General features: G+C 42.4%; 16 protein-coding genes. 11 read left to right on the forward strand and 5 right to left on the reverse strand.

Annotated elements, in window-relative coordinates:
• Window positions 1-11: 11 nt before the first annotated feature.
• The 3 genes from RM347_RS17770 to RM347_RS17780 all read right to left on the reverse strand — a co-directional run bounded on the left by RM347_RS17770 (window position 12) and on the right by RM347_RS17780 (window position 3,171).
• Window positions 12-1,247, reverse strand: a complete 1,236-nt coding sequence (locus RM347_RS17770) for a DUF445 domain-containing protein (RefSeq protein WP_322720641.1) — start codon at window positions 1,245-1,247, stop codon at window positions 12-14.
• A 190-nt stretch (window positions 1,248-1,437) separates the two neighbouring features.
• The gene (gene ubiE / locus RM347_RS17775) at window positions 1,438-2,130 is read right to left on the reverse strand and encodes a bifunctional demethylmenaquinone methyltransferase/2-methoxy-6-polyprenyl-1,4-benzoquinol methylase UbiE (RefSeq protein WP_322720640.1); all 693 of its coding nucleotides are present in this window, start codon (window positions 2,128-2,130) and stop codon (window positions 1,438-1,440) included.
• A gap of 84 nt (window positions 2,131-2,214) precedes the next feature.
• The gene (locus RM347_RS17780) at window positions 2,215-3,171 is read right to left on the reverse strand and encodes a response regulator (protein WP_322720639.1); all 957 of its coding nucleotides are present in this window, start codon (window positions 3,169-3,171) and stop codon (window positions 2,215-2,217) included.
• A gap of 455 nt (window positions 3,172-3,626) precedes the next feature.
• Here RM347_RS17780 and RM347_RS17785 point away from each other — a divergent pair, with 455 nt between their 5' ends.
• From RM347_RS17785 to RM347_RS17800, 4 genes are all read left to right on the forward strand, one after another.
• Window positions 3,627-4,715 carry a RuBisCO accumulation factor 1 gene (locus tag RM347_RS17785; RefSeq protein ID WP_322720638.1) on the forward strand — a complete coding sequence of 363 codons (1,089 nt, stop codon included), beginning with the start codon at window positions 3,627-3,629 and terminating at the stop codon, window positions 4,713-4,715.
• 269 nt (window positions 4,716-4,984) lie between these two features.
• Window positions 4,985-5,842, forward strand: a complete 858-nt coding sequence (locus tag RM347_RS17790) for an oxidoreductase (RefSeq protein ID WP_322720637.1) — start codon at window positions 4,985-4,987, stop codon at window positions 5,840-5,842.
• A 460-nt stretch (window positions 5,843-6,302) separates the two neighbouring features.
• Window positions 6,303-8,723: an ATP-dependent helicase gene (locus RM347_RS17795; protein ID WP_322720636.1), complete on the forward strand. Its 2,421-nt coding sequence runs from the start codon at window positions 6,303-6,305 to the stop codon at window positions 8,721-8,723.
• A 92-nt stretch (window positions 8,724-8,815) separates the two neighbouring features.
• Window positions 8,816-9,538 carry a hypothetical protein gene (locus RM347_RS17800; RefSeq protein ID WP_322720635.1) on the forward strand — a complete coding sequence of 241 codons (723 nt, stop codon included), beginning with the start codon at window positions 8,816-8,818 and terminating at the stop codon, window positions 9,536-9,538.
• Between the two features lie 347 nt (window positions 9,539-9,885).
• On the opposite strand, the gene RM347_RS17805 is transcribed toward RM347_RS17800, so the two are convergent.
• Entirely contained in the window at window positions 9,886-10,515 is a 630-nt protein-coding gene (locus tag RM347_RS17805; protein ID WP_322720634.1) for a beta/gamma crystallin domain-containing protein, read from the reverse strand.
• 618 nt (window positions 10,516-11,133) lie between these two features.
• On the opposite strand from RM347_RS17805, the gene rpmI reads away from it, so the two are divergent.
• The 6 genes from rpmI to RM347_RS17835 all read left to right on the forward strand — a co-directional run bounded on the left by rpmI (window position 11,134) and on the right by RM347_RS17835 (window position 16,020).
• A complete protein-coding gene (gene rpmI, locus RM347_RS17810) occupies window positions 11,134-11,331 on the forward strand; it encodes a 50S ribosomal protein L35 (protein WP_069069782.1) in 198 nt (65 codons plus the stop codon).
• 19 nt (window positions 11,332-11,350) lie between these two features.
• Complete coding sequence (gene rplT, locus RM347_RS17815) at window positions 11,351-11,707, forward strand: 50S ribosomal protein L20 (protein WP_069069781.1); 357 nt, start codon at window positions 11,351-11,353, stop codon at window positions 11,705-11,707.
• A gap of 12 nt (window positions 11,708-11,719) precedes the next feature.
• On the forward strand, window positions 11,720-12,535 hold the full coding sequence (locus RM347_RS17820) for a transporter substrate-binding domain-containing protein (protein WP_322720633.1): 816 nt from the start codon (window positions 11,720-11,722) through the stop codon (window positions 12,533-12,535).
• 97 nt (window positions 12,536-12,632) lie between these two features.
• On the forward strand, window positions 12,633-13,157 hold the full coding sequence (locus RM347_RS17825; protein ID WP_322720666.1) for a tetratricopeptide repeat protein: 525 nt from the start codon (window positions 12,633-12,635) through the stop codon (window positions 13,155-13,157).
• A gap of 190 nt (window positions 13,158-13,347) precedes the next feature.
• Window positions 13,348-15,330 carry a primary-amine oxidase gene (locus RM347_RS17830; protein WP_322720632.1) on the forward strand — a complete coding sequence of 661 codons (1,983 nt, stop codon included), beginning with the start codon at window positions 13,348-13,350 and terminating at the stop codon, window positions 15,328-15,330.
• Window positions 15,331-15,450: 120 nt separating this feature from the next.
• Window positions 15,451-16,020: a peptidylprolyl isomerase gene (locus RM347_RS17835; RefSeq protein WP_322720631.1), complete on the forward strand. Its 570-nt coding sequence runs from the start codon at window positions 15,451-15,453 to the stop codon at window positions 16,018-16,020.
• 49 nt (window positions 16,021-16,069) lie between these two features.
• Here the strand turns inward: RM347_RS17835 and mutS are convergent, their stop codons facing one another.
• Window positions 16,070-18,685: a DNA mismatch repair protein MutS gene (mutS, locus tag RM347_RS17840; protein ID WP_322720665.1), complete on the reverse strand. Its 2,616-nt coding sequence runs from the start codon at window positions 18,683-18,685 to the stop codon at window positions 16,070-16,072.
• A gap of 309 nt (window positions 18,686-18,994) precedes the next feature.
• Between mutS and RM347_RS17845 the strand changes: the two genes are divergently transcribed.
• Window positions 18,995-20,383, forward strand: a complete 1,389-nt coding sequence (locus RM347_RS17845) for an ATP-binding protein (RefSeq protein ID WP_322720630.1) — start codon at window positions 18,995-18,997, stop codon at window positions 20,381-20,383.
• Window positions 20,384-20,453 lie beyond the last annotated feature (70 nt).

Below are 20,453 nucleotides of genomic sequence, written 5' to 3' on the forward strand. Positions count from 1 at the left end.
AAAACAAAAAATTAATATTGACTGAATATTAAAAACACTGTCTGCAATAACCCAATGACAAAACCCAAAACACCACCTAAAGTCACAATCGCTTGCAATTCATTTTTCACAATTCCCTCGATTGCAGCTTCTAAATCAGCCGGTGAAGTTGATTTCACACGGTCAACGATCACTTCATCTATCGACAAAATTGGAATGACCTGCGCCACAATTGCTTCTAAATCTTTTTCCAAATACTTCTCTAAAATTAGAGCCAATTCTTGACTCATGACTTCTAAAGAAGTACTTACAACTGGTGAAGTACTAAGACGATTCAGCAGGACTACAGCAATATTTTCCCAATCAACAGAATCAGTTAATCCTTGTAAAAAATCACTACCACTATTTTGCAGGTAATGGCGGACACTTTCGCGGGTGGTCTTTCGTAGTTGCCGCACCGTACCCATTGGCAAGTTTTGTAATGATAAATTTTGCAGTAATTTCCTAATGCGATCGCGCATTTGCAAATCTTGAGTCAATTCCTGCAAGCGAGTATTGGTAGCCTCCTTTTCATCCAAGCAAAAAGTCCGTAGCCGCGTCAGAGTGTTACGTAAGCCAAACAAATTTGCTACTACCCAATAAGTCCCACTGGTTTTTTCGCGGAAGCCTTCATCGATAATTTGAATCGTGCGATCGGTCAAAAAATCAACTATCGCTTGGCGCAACATATCTGGCGGTAAAACTACTTCCAACAACCAATCAACAAGCCGCGTAGCTTGTTCTTCACTCAGTTGAAATTCCAGCAATATCTGGTCAAAAATTTGATTGATCTGCGCTTCCAAAAAATCTTCACGTCGTGCCAAAACCTTGAGTAAGCGTGGCAAGGATTCCCCAAGTAAATCACGCAAAATTCCCGCTACAATTTTGGCACTTTTCTGGTTTTTATCTGTTTTAATTTGTTCAATCGCCAGTCGTAACAACCAGAGAATTGCTGCTTGCACGCGTTCTGTTTGCAACAAACGCCGCGCCAGATTTTGCAATTCTTGTGGTGTCAGCAGTGACCCCATGATTGTATTAGAAATGTTCTTAGCCAGACGTTCCTGGTTGCGGGGAATCAATCCAGGGGTGAAGGGTACTCTTCGTCCAGCAATATAAATTGCTCGGTAAGGACGGAACAACATTTTTATGGCTATATCATTTGTGAAATAGCCAATAATTCCACCCAGTACCGGGGGAGACACATAAAGCCAAAGATGAGACCAGTCCACAGGGTTTTGGATTTTGGATTTTGAATTTTAGATTCTAGATTAGAAATTAGGGATTGGGGATTAATAATTGGTATTTGGCAGTTATTAATTGTTAGTTGCTTGTTCACTAACCACTAAGGATTTTCCATTACCCATTTCGCAATCCCCAATCCAAAAGACGCTTGCAGACTCGCTAACGCAAATCCAAAATCTAAAATTTGCTGACTACCAGCACTCCCATCATACCGTTCGCAATGGGGTAGTGTGTGGCAACAGCAAAACCAACTTGATGAGCTAACTCTACTTGCTCTTTCCCTATGGGAAAGCGGTCTAAGCTAGGACTGATGTAAGCATATTCTTCTTTTAACCCTAAATAATTGGCAACTGGCACCACAAAATTGTCCAGATACAACTGCTGAAAGGCACGTAGTTGAGGATTACTCGGTCGATGAAAGTCTAAAATTGCGGCTTTAGCACCCGGCTTCAAAACCCGGTATAACTCTTGGAGACTGCGGGGAATATCTTTAACATTTCTTAAACCATAGCCCATTGTGGCAGCATCAAATTGATTATCCTCAAAGGGTAAATAAAGCACATCAGCTTCTACCCAGGCGATCGCAGGTTCGGGATACTGCCAATGTGAGCGTTCTTTAGCAGTTTCTAGCAGGTTTGGGGAAAAATCCACTCCGTACACCTGTCCTGTTGCTCCCACGCGTCGTGCCAAACGTAAGGCTAAATCACCACTACCGCAACACAAATCTAATGCAGTATCACCCGATTTAGCTGCACTCCATTTCACTGCCATTTCCTTCCATATTCGGTGCTGTCCCAGACTCAACCAATCGTTCAACTGGTCATAAACTGGAGCAATACGGTTAAAAATGGCTTGGATTTCGTTAGTCATTGGTCAATAAGTCATTGGTCATTGGTCATTAGTCATTAGTCATTTGTCAAGGATAAAGGACAAATGACAAAGGACAAATGACAACTACACAGTGGTTTGATGGCAAGCACTACTAGTAAGAGCGATCGCCACCAGTTGGGCTGATAAATTAATTAGCATTAATTCATCTTCCCGCAAAGTGCAAGGTTGTTTCCACTGTAGCGACAATACGCCCAAAAGTTGATTACGGTAGCTAATTGGGATCACTAAATGTGCTTGCACACCCGTATTCTGGTAGTGAATAGCATCAATTAATTTAGTGTCTTTAAGTACATTTAAGGAAACTTGCATTTGCCCAGTGGCGATCGCTTCCCTTGTTAGTGGGTCTTGAGATAGCCAATTCTCTATTGTACCTGTATAGCTGTAAGTTCCTTGAGTTGCAACCAGAGTATTTCCATCTGTAAGTTGTAGGATACAGCCTTCTGCCCCAAAAGTCTCACTCACAGCCCTAGCAATTGGAGCAAGAGTTTCCTCTAAGCTAGAAGCAGCTTGAGTTACCTGTACCAAAACACTCAGCAGCGCCATTTGAGCATGAGCACGGCGTAATTCTTCTGTACGTTGCTTGAGCAAGTCGTAGGTTTCTGCTGCTCTTTGCACCACTGCCTTCAGTTCCCCTGGATCCCAAGGCTTGGTGATATATTTGTAGACTTGCCCAGCATTAATCGCTTCTACCAAGTCTTCAATATCAGTAAATCCGGTGAGAATAATTCTCACCGTATCGGGAAACTGAGGTACAGTCTTGCTGAGAAACTCAGTTCCTTTCATTTCTGGCATCCGTTGATCGGAGATAATCACTGCTACCTCCCCTTCTGCTGCCAAAACTTGTAGGGCGTTCACCCCACTATCAGCTTTCAGAACATTAAAGTCGCGTCGAAATGTGCGATAAAGTAGATCGAGATTATCTGGCTCATCATCAACTACCAGGATTTTCAGCTTTTTTGGTCGTTCGAGAGTCATTACTTGATATTGGACTTTATCAATTTCGACACTGGGATTATCCATAAGATATTTCCTTTAAATATTCACTCTCTTGTTATATTCCATACCAAGTTTAGTTGAGAATAGCCAAAAATTGCCAAGGGTTTATACGGAGTTATTTTGCATATTTTAAAACGCGAATAGTGAGCGCTACAGAGTCAATTTACCGCGTAATTCTTTCCTCCTGCCTCCTGCCTTCTGCCTCCTGCCTTTATACAGCAGTTTTCAAGTAGATGAGGTGCAAAATACAGAACTCAAAATCAGACACAAAAAGTTTTTACTTCCTTCCTCCTGCCTTCTGCCTCCTGCCTCCTGCCTCCTGCCTCAAAACCCGTAGCTTTGTACTTTATGTAAAAGGAAACTACTGCAAGTTTTTACAGATGAACTCAAGGCAGTAGGTCTGGGTAGTTCATAGATTAGAATAAGACTTGCTCATGAGGTATTAACCAACCTCTCAAGTTGAAGCTCGCACTCCGATTATGACTGATCTACCACCCAACGCTCAGAATCCCGAAGACAATGCTATAAACGATGTAGCACAAGAGTTACTGCGAAGGCTGAGGCAAAAACAAGGCAACTGGGTGGAATGGGGAACGGCGATCGCCTCGTTGCTAAAAACCGGTTACAACCCCCAAGAAATTTTTGAGGCGACTGGATTTGAACCGATTCAACAGAATCAGGTGGTTGTTGGTTCCCAAGTTTACAATTCTTTGGAAAAGTTTGGAGTATCGGAAGCAACGCGATCGCACTACGCCACACGTGGCAGTGATGTTTTATATGAACTGCGTTTACTTACTCAAGAAGAACGCGCCGCCGCCGCCGAACTCATCTTCGTCCACAATGTTGATGCCGATGAAGCACGGGAAATAGCAAAAGCACTTAAAGAATTTTCTTATTACCGCACTTTGCCAGAAGGGTTTTCTGCCCATCCTGGGGATGCTGTTGCTCACCAAGTTTGGAAATTGGCACGCCAAAATGCAGATTTACAACAGCGATCGCGCCTAATCGCTAAAGGTTTACGCTTTGCTCACACGCCAGAAGCCAGGAAAAAAATCGAACAACTACTGACTGATTTTACTACTGTTCCCCAGCGTCCAGCGCCAATTTTACCCTTTTACCGCCTGGAATTTGAAGAACAATTACCCCGAATCTTGCCCGTAGTAGGCGAGTTGCCATTGTCACGACAAGACTTGCAAGCTGTGCCCATACTCACAGAAATTGAACCATTTCGGATGGTCAAGTTTTCTGGAGAGCAAGCTTGGGTACCGTTACCAGGTTGGCAAGTGCTGTTGGCGGCAGAAGATCCAGTAGTAATTTTAGCGAATAGCGATCGCTTCCCCATGCAAACCCAAACCCAAGTAGGGCCAGTTGTAGTGGTGATAGATCGTGCCCAACGAGAATGGGATGCCTCCAGCTACTTTGTTGTCGAAAATGGTGGTGAATTAGATTTTCAGTGGTTTGAAACTGAGCCAGAAATTCCTCTACTAGGACAAATTATCATCATCGTTCGTCCGAAGAAAATTCTGGATGAAGAATTAACTAAGGATTCCTGGCAAATTGATGAATAAATTTAATTTTAGACAGAATTAACTCCATGATGTGATTTGTTAAGACTGTCCAAACAGCACATAGCAGATGGGGCATTGGTTCAATTTTCTGTTTGACCAATGCCGCCAGTTGCTTTAACTCTTGTACTTGGTACGGGCCGAATCTTCTTAACTAGAGTTGATTAATACCCCGTCCCTTGTAGGCGGTCTTTTAACTCAGCACTCTTCATCTTTAATTTGACAATATAGTATTTATACTTGTTGTAAAGATACCAACTCTTTAAAATTTTATGAGCAAAGTTTATTTGATAACCGGAACTTCAACCGGATTCGGTCGATCCCTAGCGGAAGCAGTTTTAGAGCGTGGCGACAAAGTTGTGCTGACGGCGCGAAAACCCGAACAAGTAGCAGAATTGGTACAAGCAAATCAGGAAAACGCTATTGCCGTTCGGCTTGATGTCACAAACGCCGAAGATAGAGATGCGGCTGTTAAAGCTGCCGTCGAACGTTTTGGGTGCATTGATGTCCTAGTCAACAACGCAGGACAAGGTTCTCTTGGTGCTTTGGAAGGATTTTCATCCGAGCAAATAAGAAAACAGTTTGAAGTTAACTGCTTCGGCGTAATAGAAATGACCCGCGAAGTGTTACCTGTGATGCGTAAACAGAAATCTGGTCACATTTTGAATATTACTTCAATTGGTGGGTTGGTTTCGATAGGTGGATTCGCGCTCTACTGCGCGACGAAATTTGCAGTCGAAGGTTTTGCCGAAGGCTTGCGTGATGAAGTCAAACCGCTTGGCATTAATGTGACGATTGTTGAGCCGGGTGCATTTCGTACCAACTTTGCCGGTGATGCCAATATGCAACCCGAAACGGAAATTGATGATTACAAAGCGGTAATCGATCCGCTTCGAGAATATCTCTACAGTGGTAACGGTAAACAGGCGGGCGATCCGAAAAAGGCGGCACTTGCGATGATTCAAGTGGTCGAATCGGAGAATCCACCGCTTCGGTTGATGCTCGGCTCGGACGCTTACAGTTTGTGGGAGCAAAGGCGGACAGCAGAACGCCAGGAATTTGAGAATTGGCGAGAAATCGGAATTCATACTGCTTTTGAAGGGGCGGTAGTTACGCCAATCGGCGGGTAATACCATTTCACTTTAAAATCGATACAAATAGCCAGCAAGGGGGCAGGGAGCAGGGAGCAGAGGGAAAAAATTAAGGGACTTACAACTAAAAAATATTCCATTGCTACTGTTGACCGTTGACTGTGAACCGTCAACAGTCAACAGTCAACGACCTCAAGCGGAATAATTTATTTTTTGGAGTTCCCTAAAAACTAATCATTTGTATTAGGCATTTCGTGAAATGGTATAAAACGCGAATTATTTTGGTTGAATAAAAGAGTTTGACCTGAAGGAGAATCTATTGAGATTCCCCTTCAGGGTTTTTATGTTTGGGGATCTCTCTGAAGACTACTGATTGATTTGTGATAGAGCTATTAGCTAATTAATTTGCAATTCAAAAATATTTGTCATCACAGATAAACACCAATGATTTTTCATATCTGCGGTTTTGGAATTAGAATTATTAAATATAAAAATATCAATGTCAGACACTAAATTTACCGCTACTGTGCCTCAAGAATTACTCCACTCAGAATTGTCTGAGCGATCGCCTGTTCCTTCGCTGCGGGAGAAGATTCTCGCAATCCGCAACAGTCTACGCCCAGGACAACAGCAAATGGCTGACTGGCAATCTGGCCCCCTGGCTATTTCTGCCGTTCCTGGCGCAGGCAAATCTACTGGGATGGCGGCGGCGGCGGCGATCGCGATCGCACGTCAGTATGAACGTTCATCCTCGCGCCGTCAGTTGGTAGTTGTTACCTTTACTCGCTCTGCTGCTGCCAATATTAAAGCGAAGATTCGCAAATTTTTACGAGATGATTTATCTCTACCTCAGACAGGCTTTTTTGTTTATACTCTACATGGTCTAGCGTTGAATATTGCCAGCCGCCATTCTGATTTATCGGGTTTGCAGTTAGAAAACGTCACATTAATTACACCAACCCAAAGTCACCGCTTTATCCGAACTGCTGTAGAACAATGGATTGGAAATCATCCAGAGCGATATTTACGGTTATTAGAAGGTCATCAATTTGACGGAGAAGAGACAGAAAGGTTGCGTCGCCAATCGGTTTTGCGAACAGAAGTATTACCAGAATTGGCTAATACGGTAATTCATGAAGCAAAAAGTTCTGGGATATCGCCAGAAAAATTGCGGGAGTGGAGTCAACAAACCACAGACGAATATGCAATTTTGAGCGTAGCGGCGGGATTGTATGAGCAATATCAAAACCTAATGCGATCGCGTGACTTCATCGACTACGATGACATGATTTTAGCCGCACTGCGGGTTTTAGAAAATGGCAGTGCCCGTCGCATTGAGCAAAACCAAGTATTCGCTGTCTTTGAAGACGAAGCCCAAGATTCTAGTCCTCTTCAGACGCAGTTGTTAGAAATTTTGGCGAGTGATGCGGGATATCAGGGGATGAATACAGACGCGATGAATCGCGTCTCTACGCACTCCCCACTCAATCTAGTACGAGTTGGCGACCCTAACCAGGCGATTAACTCTACCTTTACGCCAGCCGATCCAATTTATTTCCGGCAATTTTGCGAAGAGTGCGATCGCATCGAACGATTGGCAACGATGGATCAAGCCGGTCGCAGTACTAGAATTATCATTGAAGCTGCTAACTTTACCCTCAAATGGATCAATAATCAGTGGTTAGCAACAACCAACAACAAACAACAGACTCCTGATAACCGACAAGTACCATTTCGCTTGCAGACAATTCGCCCTGTTGATGCTGGCGATCCGCAAGCTAACGCTAACCCTGCACCGATAGGACGAGGACTGGAACTTTATACTCCGCGTGATATTCATCACACCGTTGAATTGTTATCTCAAAGGGTGATTGAGTTATTTGGTGAAGACCCAACAAAAAATAGTGCAGCGATTTTAGTCCGAGAAAATCGTCAAGGACGATGGTTGGCAGAAGCTCTGACATCTGTGTGTAAAGAGCATAAAATTACACTTTACGATGTGGGAGAACGCGATCGCCGTTCTCATGTTCCCCAAGAAATTTTGGCATTATTGCAATTTTGCGATCGCCCCCACTCCCCCGATTACCTCAAAGCCGCACTAGAAGCATTAGTACAGCGCCAATTAATTCCTACCCAAGACCTCAATGCCCTTGCTAGTCTTCCAGAAGAGTTTTTGTATCCTGGCCCTCTAGCAGCACCACAGCCAGAAACAGTACAAAAAGCTGCACGTTTGTGTCGCAGTTTACTTCGTGCTCGCTTGGAATTACCCCTATATCAGTTAATTTCCTTTCTTGCCTTGACCTTAAATTACGACCAGGCAGAATTAGCAACTGCTGACAAACTCGCAGAACGGGTTAACCAGCAGATAGCTGGCAATAGTTCGATGGGGGGAATGCTGTCAGCTTTAAGTGAAATCGTCAGTTCTGAACGGTTTGAACCAGTGGAAACTGAGGATTCAGAAGAACGTTACACCCGTCGCGGCCAACTGACGATTATTACCATGCACAAAGCCAAAGGACTGGACTGGGACTATGTTTTTCTTCCCTTTCTGCACGAAAACTTGATTCCTGGGAGATTTTGGGTTCCTCCCCAAAGCCAGTTTTTAGGCGACTTTACCTTATCAGAAGTAGCCCGTGCCCAAATTCGCGCTACTCTCCACGAAGAATCTATTATACCGGATGTTACTCAGGCATGGGAGGTGGCAAAGAATTTAAAAACATCTGAAGAGTATCGTTTACTCTATGTTGCTATGACACGAGCGAAGCTTCTGTTGTGGATGTCTGCGGCACAGAAAGCGCCGTTTACTTGGAGTAAACCAGACAATTTACAAGAACAAGCGCCTTGTCCGGTGTTTCCAGCATTAAAGCGCCAGTTTCCTGAATGTGTGATGAATTTAGCGGCAATGACTAAACAAGCCTGATGAAAATTCTGAAACAATTGAATGGAAACTGAGTTTATGATACAGCGTCAAATAAACTATCGGTATTATCCGTTCAATTTTCAGAAAGATATATGAAATCAATCATCCAAGCATCTGCCGTAATTAAAAATGCCTTTCAGTCACCCAGAGGAGTTTTATTGACGCTGGCGTTGACGAGCCTACTATCTTGTGGATTTGGAGTTACTGAAAACAATTCTGCTCTGGCTATTCCTCGCCTAGACAGCACTCAATTGTCCCAAAGACCCGAATCCAAGTTGCCGAAGGCGATCGCTAATCAGATTTTACAGGATGCATCCAAGCGTTCCGGCATACCTAAACGGCAATTACAGATTACCCAAGTCACATCGAAAACCTTTGGTAATCCTTGTGAGTTCAATTTTGGAGAAATTTGTACTAAGGAATATAACCCCGTTGAAGGCTGGGAAGTAGTTGTCAGAGTCGGTCAAGATTCGTGGACTTACCATGTAGATAAATCTGGAAAGCAAATCGTTTTAGATCCAAAGGTTAGTGGTTTACAGGCATTACCGAAGGCGATCGCAGATGCAATTTTGAGCGATGCCTCAAAGCGTTCTGGGGTGGGAACTGCTGATTTAAAAATTACTCAAGCTACACTAAAAACCTTTGGAAATCCTTGCCAGTTTAGCTTTGGCGAAGTCTGTACCCAGCAGTACGACCCAGTTGAAGGCTGGGAAATAATTGTCAAGCTTAAAGAGCAATCTTGGACTTACCATGTGAATAAATCCGGTTCGCAAATAGTTTTAGATCCCAAAGTCAGCGCCACTGAAAAAAGTTAAATAAGCTGTTACGTATAAAAAATTGCATCTTTACTCGTATTCGCGTAGCGGCGATCGTAGGAGAAGGTTGTCATTGGGGACAAATGACTCTAACTCCTTCTCCCAAGTATGGGAGAAGGAGTTAGGGGATGAGGGCTATCAAGATTTTGCACACTTGGGATACTCCTAAAGTGCATCTGCTTAGTCGCAAAATAAATTGTGCTCCCAAAATTCACGTCAAGAATTAATAAATTCTTACCTTGCTAAAAACTAGTTGTAAACTACCAGCTTTGAACAAGGTAAGAGTTAATTGTAGCGGGCTACAAACTGAGCCTCTTTTTTGCTTTTATTAGCTACTTAACCCTGATTCACTTACCAAGCCAAATAAAGTCAAATGTTCCTGGAGCCGTTTGCTCAAATTTAAATCCTGGTGGTTTAGTTTCTTCTTGGTAAGTAAGTTCAGCTTGGTTTTGGTCATTATTCCATTTGATGTACACAGTACCTGTAGACAAATAACTGTAGTCAGGTTCTTCTAAACGTAAATAAATTCCAGTTGTCAGTGGTGGGAAATTGGGCTGATTTGTCGGCAGAGACCCTATAATACGATATTCATTATTTCCATCATCTGTACGATCTGTTGATTCTCCGACCTGATCTGTCTGACATTTCAAAGATAAACTTTTGCCGGCTCCAGATTGATCAACTAAGCGAAATGCCACTACTGAATTGCTGGTATCAACAACTTTGAATCTAGAGAGACCTCTTATACTAGAAAGATCCGGGTTATCTGTGTCCCACTCTTCATATATGCCAGTCGCATTACAATGCTGCCAAGCTAGAACTTTAATTAGTTCTCCAACTTTAACAGACAAAAATTTATCATTAAGTGACCCAGAACCACCATTACAAGTAGTCTGATCTCCTTGATCCTTCAAATATGAATGAGCTTTACCCTGAAAGTTCTTTCCTTCAAAGAAGATTGCTTCATTATTAGACATGATTGACCTCATTTAGATATAACTAATTTAATGTCTTGTTAGTGTTTCTAAAAAACATTAAATTTACTACATTCTTCAACTCAAGCATGACTATCCAACACTCATCACTCATCAGTTTACTGAGTAAGTTTTTATATCGGTAAACTTTTAGATTTGACGTTGGATTCTTATATGTTTCTTCTTGTCAAATCACAGTTGGAACTGTTTTTTAATGCGAATGCTTTTTTGAATTCGCTGAAATTAACAATATAGTTACTCGATTGATCAAGCAAGTAAAACCTCAGTAATTTTACTTTTATTCATAATTATAAAGTACACATAACATACTGAATAAGCAAAATCCATAACTGATTTTTTGCAATATGTGACTTTTTTTTGTAAGTTTAAATTTATCTAAATTACGTGCAGCGTACCGCAGGCAAGACACGGTTTAGCTACGCTATAAAGTGAGCCTGGGTAACGATGCTCGCTTTTCTTGGTATAGCTGCGCTATCGTTATCGCCTGGGTTAGAGAAACCCTTTCGCAACATCTACGGACTACCGTTGCTTCCTCTATAATTCGTTTAATCGAATTCTCATAGTATATAATTGTGGATCGTGTCGAATTAAAGTTAGACCATGCCTAAACTAAAGACTCGAAAAGCCGCAGCGAAGCGATTCCGTGCCACCGGCACCGGCAAAATCGTCCGTCGTAAAGCGTTCAAAAGCCACCTTTTAGAGCACAAATCTTCTGACAAAAAGCGTGGTATGCGCCAAAGTGCGCTTGTACATGAACGCGATGAACTTAACGTGCGCTTGATGCTCCCATATTTGTAAGTATTTTAGGAAATAAGTTATGACTCGGGTAAAACGCGGTAATGTAGCTCGGAAACGCCGCAATAAAATTCTCAAACTAGCTAAAGGTTTTCGCGGTTCCCATTCAACTCTGTTTAGAACTGCCAACCAACAAGTGATGAAGGCACTACGGAGTGCCTACCGCGATCGCAAAAAGAAAAAGCGCGATTTTCGTCGCCTCTGGATCACCCGCATCAACGCTGCTTCCAGGCAACACGGCTTGAGCTACAGCCAGTTGATCGGTAACTTGAAAAAAGCTGATATCCAACTAAATCGCAAGATGTTGGCACAATTGGCAGTCCTCGATCCAGCTAGCTTCGGCAAAGTTGCTGAACTAGCAAATCAAGCTAAAGGATAAAGGTGGCAAGGGATGTATAACAGATGTAACAAATGGCAAGTAATTACTCGGTTACATCTGGTATTATCCGCCACTATTTTTTGGATTTTTTGCTTTTCCATAGTGGGGACGGGATCAACTGCATCTGCTGCGGAAATGCCAGAAATTCAGCAGCGGGGCTATTTAAATGTTGCCGTAAAAGATAACTTGCGTCCCTTGGGGTTTAGAGATGCTAACGGTAATTTGCAAGGCTTAGAAATTGACTTGGCAAAGCGATTGGCAGTTGACTTGCTTGGTAAAGCTGAGGCTGTCAAATTTCAACCTGTAGCGAATCGCGATCGCCTATCTGTAGTTTTAGACAAGAAAGTTGATTTTGCGATCGCTAGAGTCACAGCAACCGAATCTCGCAGCCGCATAGTTAGTTTCAGTGTTCCCTACTATTTGGATGGCACTTTATTAGTTACAAAAGACACCTCAGTGCAAAAGTTGAGTAATTTGGCAAAACAAAAAATTGCCGTACTCAAAAACTCCAGCACTATTGCTCAAGTGCGGTACTATGTGCCAAATGCTGAGTTAGTAGGAGTGAATTCATATCAAGAAGCGCGAGAGGAAATAGAAAATAATACCGCCGCCGCCTTCGCCGCAGATGCTAGCGTTCTGAGCGGTTGGGTACAACAATATCCCGAATATCGGCTACTACCAACCAAGCTATCAACTGAACCCTTGTCTGTAGTAATGCCCAAGGGATTGCAATACGATGAGTTAAGACGAAGCGTGAATCAAGCGATCGCTCGTTACTTAGAAGAAGGTTGGCTCCAGCAACGCTCTCAATATTGGGGTTTACCGTAAATTGGTCATTGGTCATTGGTCATTGGTCATTAGTGAATAACAAAGGACAAATGACAAATGACAAATGACAAACTTTATAATATTTGTATTTGCAGCAATGGATAACAGTCTAGCCGTTGTTTATCTCTCAATTTTGGTGGTTATACTCACAATTGCAGCCGTGGGTGTTTTTCGCCAAATTTTCAAAACTCGCAAGATTGAAGGCTCTTTTGCAAGGTTGCGAAAGAAGTTAGAGAAAGAAAAGGGTACGACTCAAGAATATTATGAGTTAGCCAGTATTTATTCAGAAAAAAAAATGTATTCCCAAGCGATCGCGCTATTTCAAAAAGCTCTCAAAGCTGCCGAAGAAGAGGGAGAAGAAGATATCGCCCCCATTTACAACGGACTCGGCTATATTTATTTTACCCAAGAGCAATATGACTTAGCAATTCGTCAGTACAAAGAAGCTCTCAAATCTAAACCAGACTACGTAACAGGATTAAATAATCTCGGTCACGCCTACGAAAAGAAAAAATTAACTACTCAGGCGTTACAAAGTTACGAAGAAGCACTCAAATTAGCTCCAAATAACTCTATTGCTAAACGTCGTGCTGAATCTTTACGCCGTTTGGTTTCGGCGTAAGATAATGTCCAGGTAATTAAGCATAATACCCGGAACCCCACCCCGCCAAAGCTGTGCTTTAGCTCCCCTCCCCGCAAGCGGGGAGGGGTTATTTAATTATAATTAATTTAGCTTTAGCCTCTTAATTTATCGGTTTTCAATCTTAGGCTTGGAAATAGATAACTATAAGTCTTTTGTAAAAATGTAAAAAATGATTAAACGGCTAAAGCGTTTTTTGTGGCTATCTATTGCTATCATTTCCATCATTTCTATCTCAATCGGATTAATCGAAATATTGACGGCTCAACAGCCTTCGATTTCCCATCCTCTCACTTCGCTAACTGAGGCAGAAATTAATACAGCTGTTTCGGCGATCAAAAGAGAAAAAAAATTGAGCGAAATGGCAGCTTTTCCACTGATCGCTTTACAAGAACCAGATAAAGAAGAAGTTCTGAAATTTACACCTGGTAAAGTCTTCCAGCGAAAAGCTTTTTTGGTAATCTATGAGCGATCGCTAAATAAAACATTTGAAGGTATCGTTGACCTGACAAGCAAAAATTTAAATTCCTGGAAAGAAATACCATCTGTTCAACCTGCGATCGTCGCTTCAGAATATGAACTGGCAACTGAAGCTTTTCAATCCGATCCCCGATGGCAAACAGCAATGAAAAAGCGGGGAATTACAGACTTCAACCAAGTCAAAATAAGTTGTTGGGCACCAGGAATCCTGAGTAAACAGGAAGAGGCAACAGGAAATCGTCTTTGTCGGGGCTTATTTTACTACAAGGGCCAACACTGGAATTCTTACGGCAGTCCAATTGAAGGAATACTGGCAACCGTTAATTTGAACACAGGTAAAATTTCCAGTTTCATGGATAGAGGGATAGTTCCTTTTTCTAAAGAGAACTGGAACTACGATGTAAAGTCCTTGGGGAAATTACTTTCACCGCTTAAAGCATTAAAGATTCTCCAACCAAATGGTGCAAGTTTCCAAATCAAAGGCAATGAAATTAGCTGGCAAGGTTGGAAATTTCGCTATATAATGCATCCCCGCAGTGGATTAGTGCTGTACCAAATGACACAAAACGATGGGGAAAATATCCGACCAGTGCTGTACCGCGCTAGCCTATCGGAGACGGTAGTGCCTTACGGCGATCCGGATCCCGCTTGGTCATTCAGAAATGCCTTTGATGTTGGGGAATACAATTTTGGTTCTCTAGCAACCACGATGGAGTTAGGTAAGGAAATTCCGGAAAACGGTATTTTGCTAGATGCTGTGTTTGCTAATGGCGAGGGAGAACCTTATGTCATGCCACGAGTTATCGGGATATACGAGCGAAATAACGGTATGCTCTGGAAGCACTATGACTATGGCACGCAGCGCAATGATGTCCGTCGCAGTCGAGAATTAGTCATGACGATGACTGCGGCCATTGACAACTATGATTACAGCATCAATTGGATCTTTCACCAAGATGGGACTTTGGAAGTCCAAAATGAATTAACGGGTATCGTACTGGCGCAGGGAACGGCTGCCCAAAAGCAATCTGACAATGATTCTTATGGTCGGCTAATCGCTAAAAATATCTTCGGAGTAAATCACCAGCATTTTTTCAACTACCGCCTAGATTTCGATGTCGATGGTCAGGCTAATTCTGTAATGGAAATGAATGTGAAAGCTTTGCCGATGGATGAGAAAAATCCTTTAGGAAATGCGATCGCAGTTGCAGAAACTCCGCTAGCCAAAGAAACGGCTGCTGTGCGCGATTTGGATATGAAAAGCAGTCGGGAATGGATGATTGTTAATGCAGATAAAAAGAATGCTCTGGATGCTGCACCTGGATATATGCTGATGCCTGAAGGAAATTCCATATTTTTCCCTGTGGAAGGCTCGAAAATCCGGGAAAGGGCAGAATTTGCGACTCATCACGTTTGGGTAACAAAATATAAACCTACTGAACTTTATGCTGGGGGAGATTATCCTAACCAAACTCAACCAGGACAGGGCTTACCAAAATATATTGCAGACGACGAAGCCTTGATGGGTGAAGATATCGTCCTGTGGTACACAATGGGCGTAACTCATATTCCGCGATCGGAAGATTGGCCTGTGATGCCTGTTCACCGAGTTGGCTTTAAGCTAGTCCCTAGAGGATTCTTTAGCCGGAATCCAGCGATAAATTTGCCTGAGTAAAATATTTGTTGGCTCAAGTTTCCTGAATTCAGGTTTTTTGTTATGTCTAAAGGCGGTAACTTGAATGCTGATAAACTTATATAGTTCAAATACTGGCACTTGTTAAAAGTAGGATATCTAATGAACTTTCCAGAAATTAATATTCCCGGTAATGGCAAGCTGCACGCTCGTTTAATTACTTCCTTAGGTGAAATTGTAGTTCGTTTGGAAGAAGAGCGAACCCCCAACACCGTCAAAAACTTTGTCGGTCTAGCAACCGGAACAATCGACTGGAAAGATCCTAAAACTGGTGAATCTGGTAAGGGAACTCCAGCTTACGATGGGGTTCGCTTTCACCGGGTCATCCCTGATTTTATGATTCAGTGTGGCGATCCTCTGAGTCGTTATTTGGATACAGCCAACCGATGGGGTACTGGTGGGCCAGGATATCAATTTGAGGATGAGTTTCATCCTGAATTGAGACACACTGGTGCAGGTATCCTGTCGATGGCTAATGCTGGACGCGGTACTAATGGTTCGCAATGGTTCATTACAGAAGCACCAACGCCTCACCTTGACAACAAACATAGTGTTTTTGGTGAAGTTGTCGAAGGTCTAGATATAGTTAACAAGATCGCTAATGTGCCTACGACTAGAGATCGTCCGAATCAAGAAGTGGTGTTACAAAAAGTAGAAATTTTTCGGCAGTAATTAACACCTCGGTTTGTAGTAAGCGCTAAAGTTCTTACTACGAACTTGCTTATCCATCAAGATTTTGCAGCCCCATCGCAATTTTACTGTGTTTTTCAATTTGCCCCATCACTTGTTTTGCCCGTTGAATAACTACGGCTGGTAAACCCGCCAATCTTCCCGCTTCAATTCCATAAGACTTATCAGCACCTCCTGGTTGAACTTGGTGCAAAAAGATAATTTGGTCGGGTAATTCTTTCACCGTTACCTGATAGTTAGCCACATTCGGGATAATGCTAGCCAGTTCATTTAACTCGTGATAATGAGTGGCAAAGATTGTGCGTGACCGAATATCCACTGCTATATATTCTGCCACCGCCCAAGCTATGGAAAGACCATCAAATGTTGCTGTTCCGCGACCAATTTCATCTAATAATACTAACGACCTAGATGTAGCATGGTTGAGAATATTTGCGGTTTCATTCATTTCCACCATGAAGGTAGATTGACCAGTTGCTAAATCATCTACTGCACCGACACGGGTGAAAATGCGATCGCATATTCCCAATCTGGCAAATCTAGCTGGTACAAAACTACCAATCTGCGCCATTAACTGAATTAATCCCACTTGGCGCAAATAACAACTTTTGCCACTGGCGTTTGGGCCAGTGAGGATAATCAAATCGGGATTGTCATTTGTCATTTGTTCTTTGTCATTTGTCCTTTGTCCTTTGTCATCTACTAATGACTCTTGACCCAATTGCGTCGAATTCGGCACAAAGAAACCCGCAGGTAAAGACTGTTCCACCACCGGATGACGCCCATCAACAATGTTGATCTCCCTTCCTGACAACATTTCTGGACGACAGTAACCTTGATGTACCGCCAACTCAGCTAAACCACACAACACATCTGCCGCCGCCACTGCACGAGACAGATTGCGAATTACTTCCGCCTCTTGTCCTACCTCTTCCCGCAACGCCGTAAAAATCTCATATTCCAACTGATTTAAATCATCTCGTGCCGTGAGAATTCGCGCTTCTCGTTCCTTTAAATCTGGGGTGATGTAACGTTCCTCATTCGTCAGGGTTTGCTTGCGGATATAATTAGCGGGTACTTGGTCAGCTTTGGTGCGGGAAATACTGATGTAATAACCAAAGGTTTTGTTAAATCCTACTTTCAGTGTCGAAATTCCTGTCTTAGCCCTCTCATCAACTTCCAAGTTGGCAATCCACTGCTGATCCGCTTCTACAGTCGCCTTCCTCTCATCCAAGAGAGGATTTATACTGGGGCGAATCAATCCGCCTTCTTTGATTAGTATGGGTGGTGACTCTACAAGATGTGCGTGTAACTTTTGTGCCAATTCTTCCAATACAGTTGGAACTTTCTGCAAAGCTTTGAGGAAAGGAGAACGCGCCTCTCCTACTAAGTGAGATAATTCCGGTAAACGGGAGAGGGAATCTGCCAAAGCTACTAAATCTCTCGCATTAGCTGTACCAGAACCCGCCCTTCCTGTGAGTCTTTCTAAGTCATAAATTTGACGTAATAACTGCCGCAAATCTTGACGCAGGGGCGTATTTTCCATCAACTCTTGGATGGTATCTTGCCGCGCCCGAATGCCTTTAATATCGAGTAGCGGTTGCAACAACCACCGCCGCAAAGCACGCCCACCCATCGCTGTACTAGTTTTATCTAACGCCCAAAGTAGGGAACCGTGAAAAGTTCCATCCCGGACGGTTTGGGTAATTTCCAGGTTACGGCGGGTTTGATTGTCAACAATTAGGTAGTCGGTGGCAGTGTAGGTGCGGAGTCTTTGAAGGGTGACAGGGTTTTCTTTTTGAGTATCTTCCAAGTATTCCAGAAGACCACCAGCCGCACGGACGGCGAGGGGAAGATGATCGCAACCGAGTCCTTCGAGCGATCGCACCTTAAATTTCTGCAATAATCTAGGTCTAGCTTCTCCTTGGGAAAAAGGTACTTGCGATCGCAAACTATAACAAAATGATGGTGGCAAACACTCCGGCAGATGCGGCGAAGTTTCTCCCGGACGCAGCAAACTACCTAAATCAGGTGCATTTGTCGGAACCAGCACTTCTGAAGGTTGCAAGCGCATTAATTCCTGTGTCAAATGTTCTAAATCACTACTTTGAGTAGTAAGGAATTCCCCTGTAGAGATGTCTGCATAAGCTAAACCCCAATGATTTGCAGCAATTACTACTGCTGCTAAGTAGTTATTGCGACTGGATTTGAGCATTCCTTCTTCTAGCAAAGTGCCGGGTGTAAGAATGCGCGTTACTTCCCGTCGCACCAATCTCCCAGCAGCTTCTGAAGCATCTTCCACTTGGTCGCAAATTACCACTGCATAGCCTTTTTCTACTAGCAGCGTCGCGTAGCGTTCCCAAGCGTGATGCGGAACACCAGACATCGCCACCCGTCCCTGTTCCCCAGCTTGCTTACTAGTGAGGACTAATTCCAATTCTTGCGCTAGTTTTACAGCATCTTGGAAATAGCATTCAAAGAAATCTCCTACCCGATACAGCAATACGGCGTGAGGATATTTATCCTTTGTCTCGACATAGTGCAGGTACATTTGACTTAGCTTGCTGCGGTCTACCTGTCGATGGTCAGAAATAAAAGTACTCGCGTCTGGTTTGGTAGATGGAGTTTCAGAGTGAGAGGCGGTCATAGATGCTATCGAGTTACGCACGGAAATTCCACAATATCCGATGATAACGTGATGTGAAAGTTGAATGGCGATCGCTCAAGAATTTTTTACCTTTATCTGAAAAATGGTGCTGTGGTATTTGTCTAACTATTGGTAAGAATATTATCCAGTATAGAAAAGCATGAGATGCCATAACATCACGAGTTTTGCAGCATAAGTGTGATTTTAAGCAGTAATTAGGGAAATATAAGTTTGATTAACTTTGCTATTATCGCAATGCTTGTTCGGGGTGTTACCAGAAAGGTTACTTCAAAGTAAAGGATTGAAAATATGGTGGTTATACATAGCATGACAAATGCTAATAATCTGAACTTGCGATTAGAGTCTACTTTGCAAGAATTACCACTTTGGTCTGTTTACCTCGATGCAGATAGTCCAGCAAATGATTTGAATACACTCTTTAAGGAAGAGCCTTTACTACCAGGAATTATTCTGGTGAAAAATCATGACTATGTGGGAATGATTTCCCGGCAAAGGTTTTTTGAGCACATGAGCCGTCCCTATAGTTTTTCACTATTTTCTAAACGGCCTGTGAGCAATCTGATTAACTTTATGCAGCCAGATGTATGTGTAATTTCTGAAGATACGCTGATTGTAGAAGCAAATAAGGTAGCCTTGCAGCGAGAACCTCAATTTGTATATGAGCCGATTTTAATAGAAACTCAGTTAGGTAACTATAAGCTACTAGATTTCCATCAGTTACTTTTAGCCCACTCCCAAATTCATATTTTAACACTAGCTCAACTAGAGAAAGTAGAAGAACAATCTAGAATCACCAAAGTAGGTTTTCGTACCCTTAAGAATAACTATACTCGATTAATTCAGAATGAGAAAATGGCTGCTTTGGGACAACTTGTTGCTGGCATTGCACACGAAATCAACAACCCTGTAAACTTTATCGCTGGCAACCTTGTTTATGCGATTAACTACACTCAAGACTTACTACAATTAATTAGCTTATACCAACACCATTATCCTGCACCAGTAGCAGAAATTAAAGCTGCGATCGCGGAAATTGAACTAGAATTTTTAACTAGTGATTTCCTCAACCTTCTTAATTCTATGAAATTTGGGACTGAGCGTATTCAAGAGATAGTTCTTTCTTTACGTAATTTCTCTCGCCTCGATGAATCTGATAAAAAAATAGTTGATATTCATGAAGGTATTGATAGTACTCTAATAATATTACAAAGTCGTTTAATAAACCAGCAAACAGGTCAAACAATCACTATTTCTAAACATTATGGAAATCTTCCACTAGTGGAATGCTATGCTGGATTAATAAATCAAGTGTTTATGAATATTCTAGCTAATGCTATTGATGCTATATTCGATAGTGATGATTACTCAAATTTGAATTTTGAATCAGCTTCTTTACCTCAAAAATCACCCTTAATTAGTATTCATACCGAAGTTACAGATGAGCGGCAAGTAGTTATTCGCATTGCCGATAATGGTGCAGGAATTCCTAAAGATATACAAAAGCGATTATTTGACCCCTTCTTCACCACTAAACCTGTTGGTAAAGGTACTGGATTAGGGCTATCTATTAGCTATCAAATTGTTGTAGAAAAACATTGTGGTCAACTGCAATTCATATCTAATATAAAAGAAGGAACCGAGTTTATTATTACAATTCCTATCCAACTCAGTTCATGAGAAGTTAGTTGAAAAAGCTCTATTTTAAATAAATCGAGATGAATAGCGATGCCTGCGGCGGGCTACGCCT

The sequence above is a fragment of the Nostoc sp. ChiQUE02 genome, from assembly GCF_034531305.2.
GTDB lineage: Bacteria > Cyanobacteriota > Cyanobacteriia > Cyanobacteriales > Nostocaceae > Nostoc.

Bases quoted from the DNA above. Each gene is read 5' to 3' on its own strand.
- ubiE (WP_322720640.1), bottom strand. From the start codon at position 2,130: ATGACTAACGAAATCCAAGCCATTTTTAACCGTATTGCTCCAGTTTAT.
- RM347_RS17780 (WP_322720639.1), bottom strand. From the start codon at position 3,171: ATGGATAATCCCAGTGTCGAAATTGATAAAGTCCAATATCAAGTAATG.
- RM347_RS17785 (WP_322720638.1), top strand. From the start codon at position 3,627: ATGACTGATCTACCACCCAACGCTCAGAATCCCGAAGACAATGCTATA.
- RM347_RS17790 (WP_322720637.1), top strand. From the start codon at position 4,985: ATGAGCAAAGTTTATTTGATAACCGGAACTTCAACCGGATTCGGTCGA.
- RM347_RS17795 (WP_322720636.1), top strand. From the start codon at position 6,303: ATGTCAGACACTAAATTTACCGCTACTGTGCCTCAAGAATTACTCCAC.
- RM347_RS17800 (WP_322720635.1), top strand. From the start codon at position 8,816: ATGAAATCAATCATCCAAGCATCTGCCGTAATTAAAAATGCCTTTCAG.
- RM347_RS17805 (WP_322720634.1), bottom strand. From the start codon at position 10,515: ATGTCTAATAATGAAGCAATCTTCTTTGAAGGAAAGAACTTTCAGGGT.
- rpmI (WP_069069782.1), top strand. From the start codon at position 11,134: ATGCCTAAACTAAAGACTCGAAAAGCCGCAGCGAAGCGATTCCGTGCC.
- rplT (WP_069069781.1), top strand. From the start codon at position 11,351: ATGACTCGGGTAAAACGCGGTAATGTAGCTCGGAAACGCCGCAATAAA.
- RM347_RS17820 (WP_322720633.1), top strand. From the start codon at position 11,720: ATGTATAACAGATGTAACAAATGGCAAGTAATTACTCGGTTACATCTG.
- RM347_RS17825 (WP_322720666.1), top strand. From the start codon at position 12,633: ATGGATAACAGTCTAGCCGTTGTTTATCTCTCAATTTTGGTGGTTATA.
- RM347_RS17830 (WP_322720632.1), top strand. From the start codon at position 13,348: ATGATTAAACGGCTAAAGCGTTTTTTGTGGCTATCTATTGCTATCATT.
- RM347_RS17835 (WP_322720631.1), top strand. From the start codon at position 15,451: ATGAACTTTCCAGAAATTAATATTCCCGGTAATGGCAAGCTGCACGCT.
- mutS (WP_322720665.1), bottom strand. From the start codon at position 18,685: ATGACCGCCTCTCACTCTGAAACTCCATCTACCAAACCAGACGCGAGT.
- RM347_RS17845 (WP_322720630.1), top strand. From the start codon at position 18,995: ATGGTGGTTATACATAGCATGACAAATGCTAATAATCTGAACTTGCGA.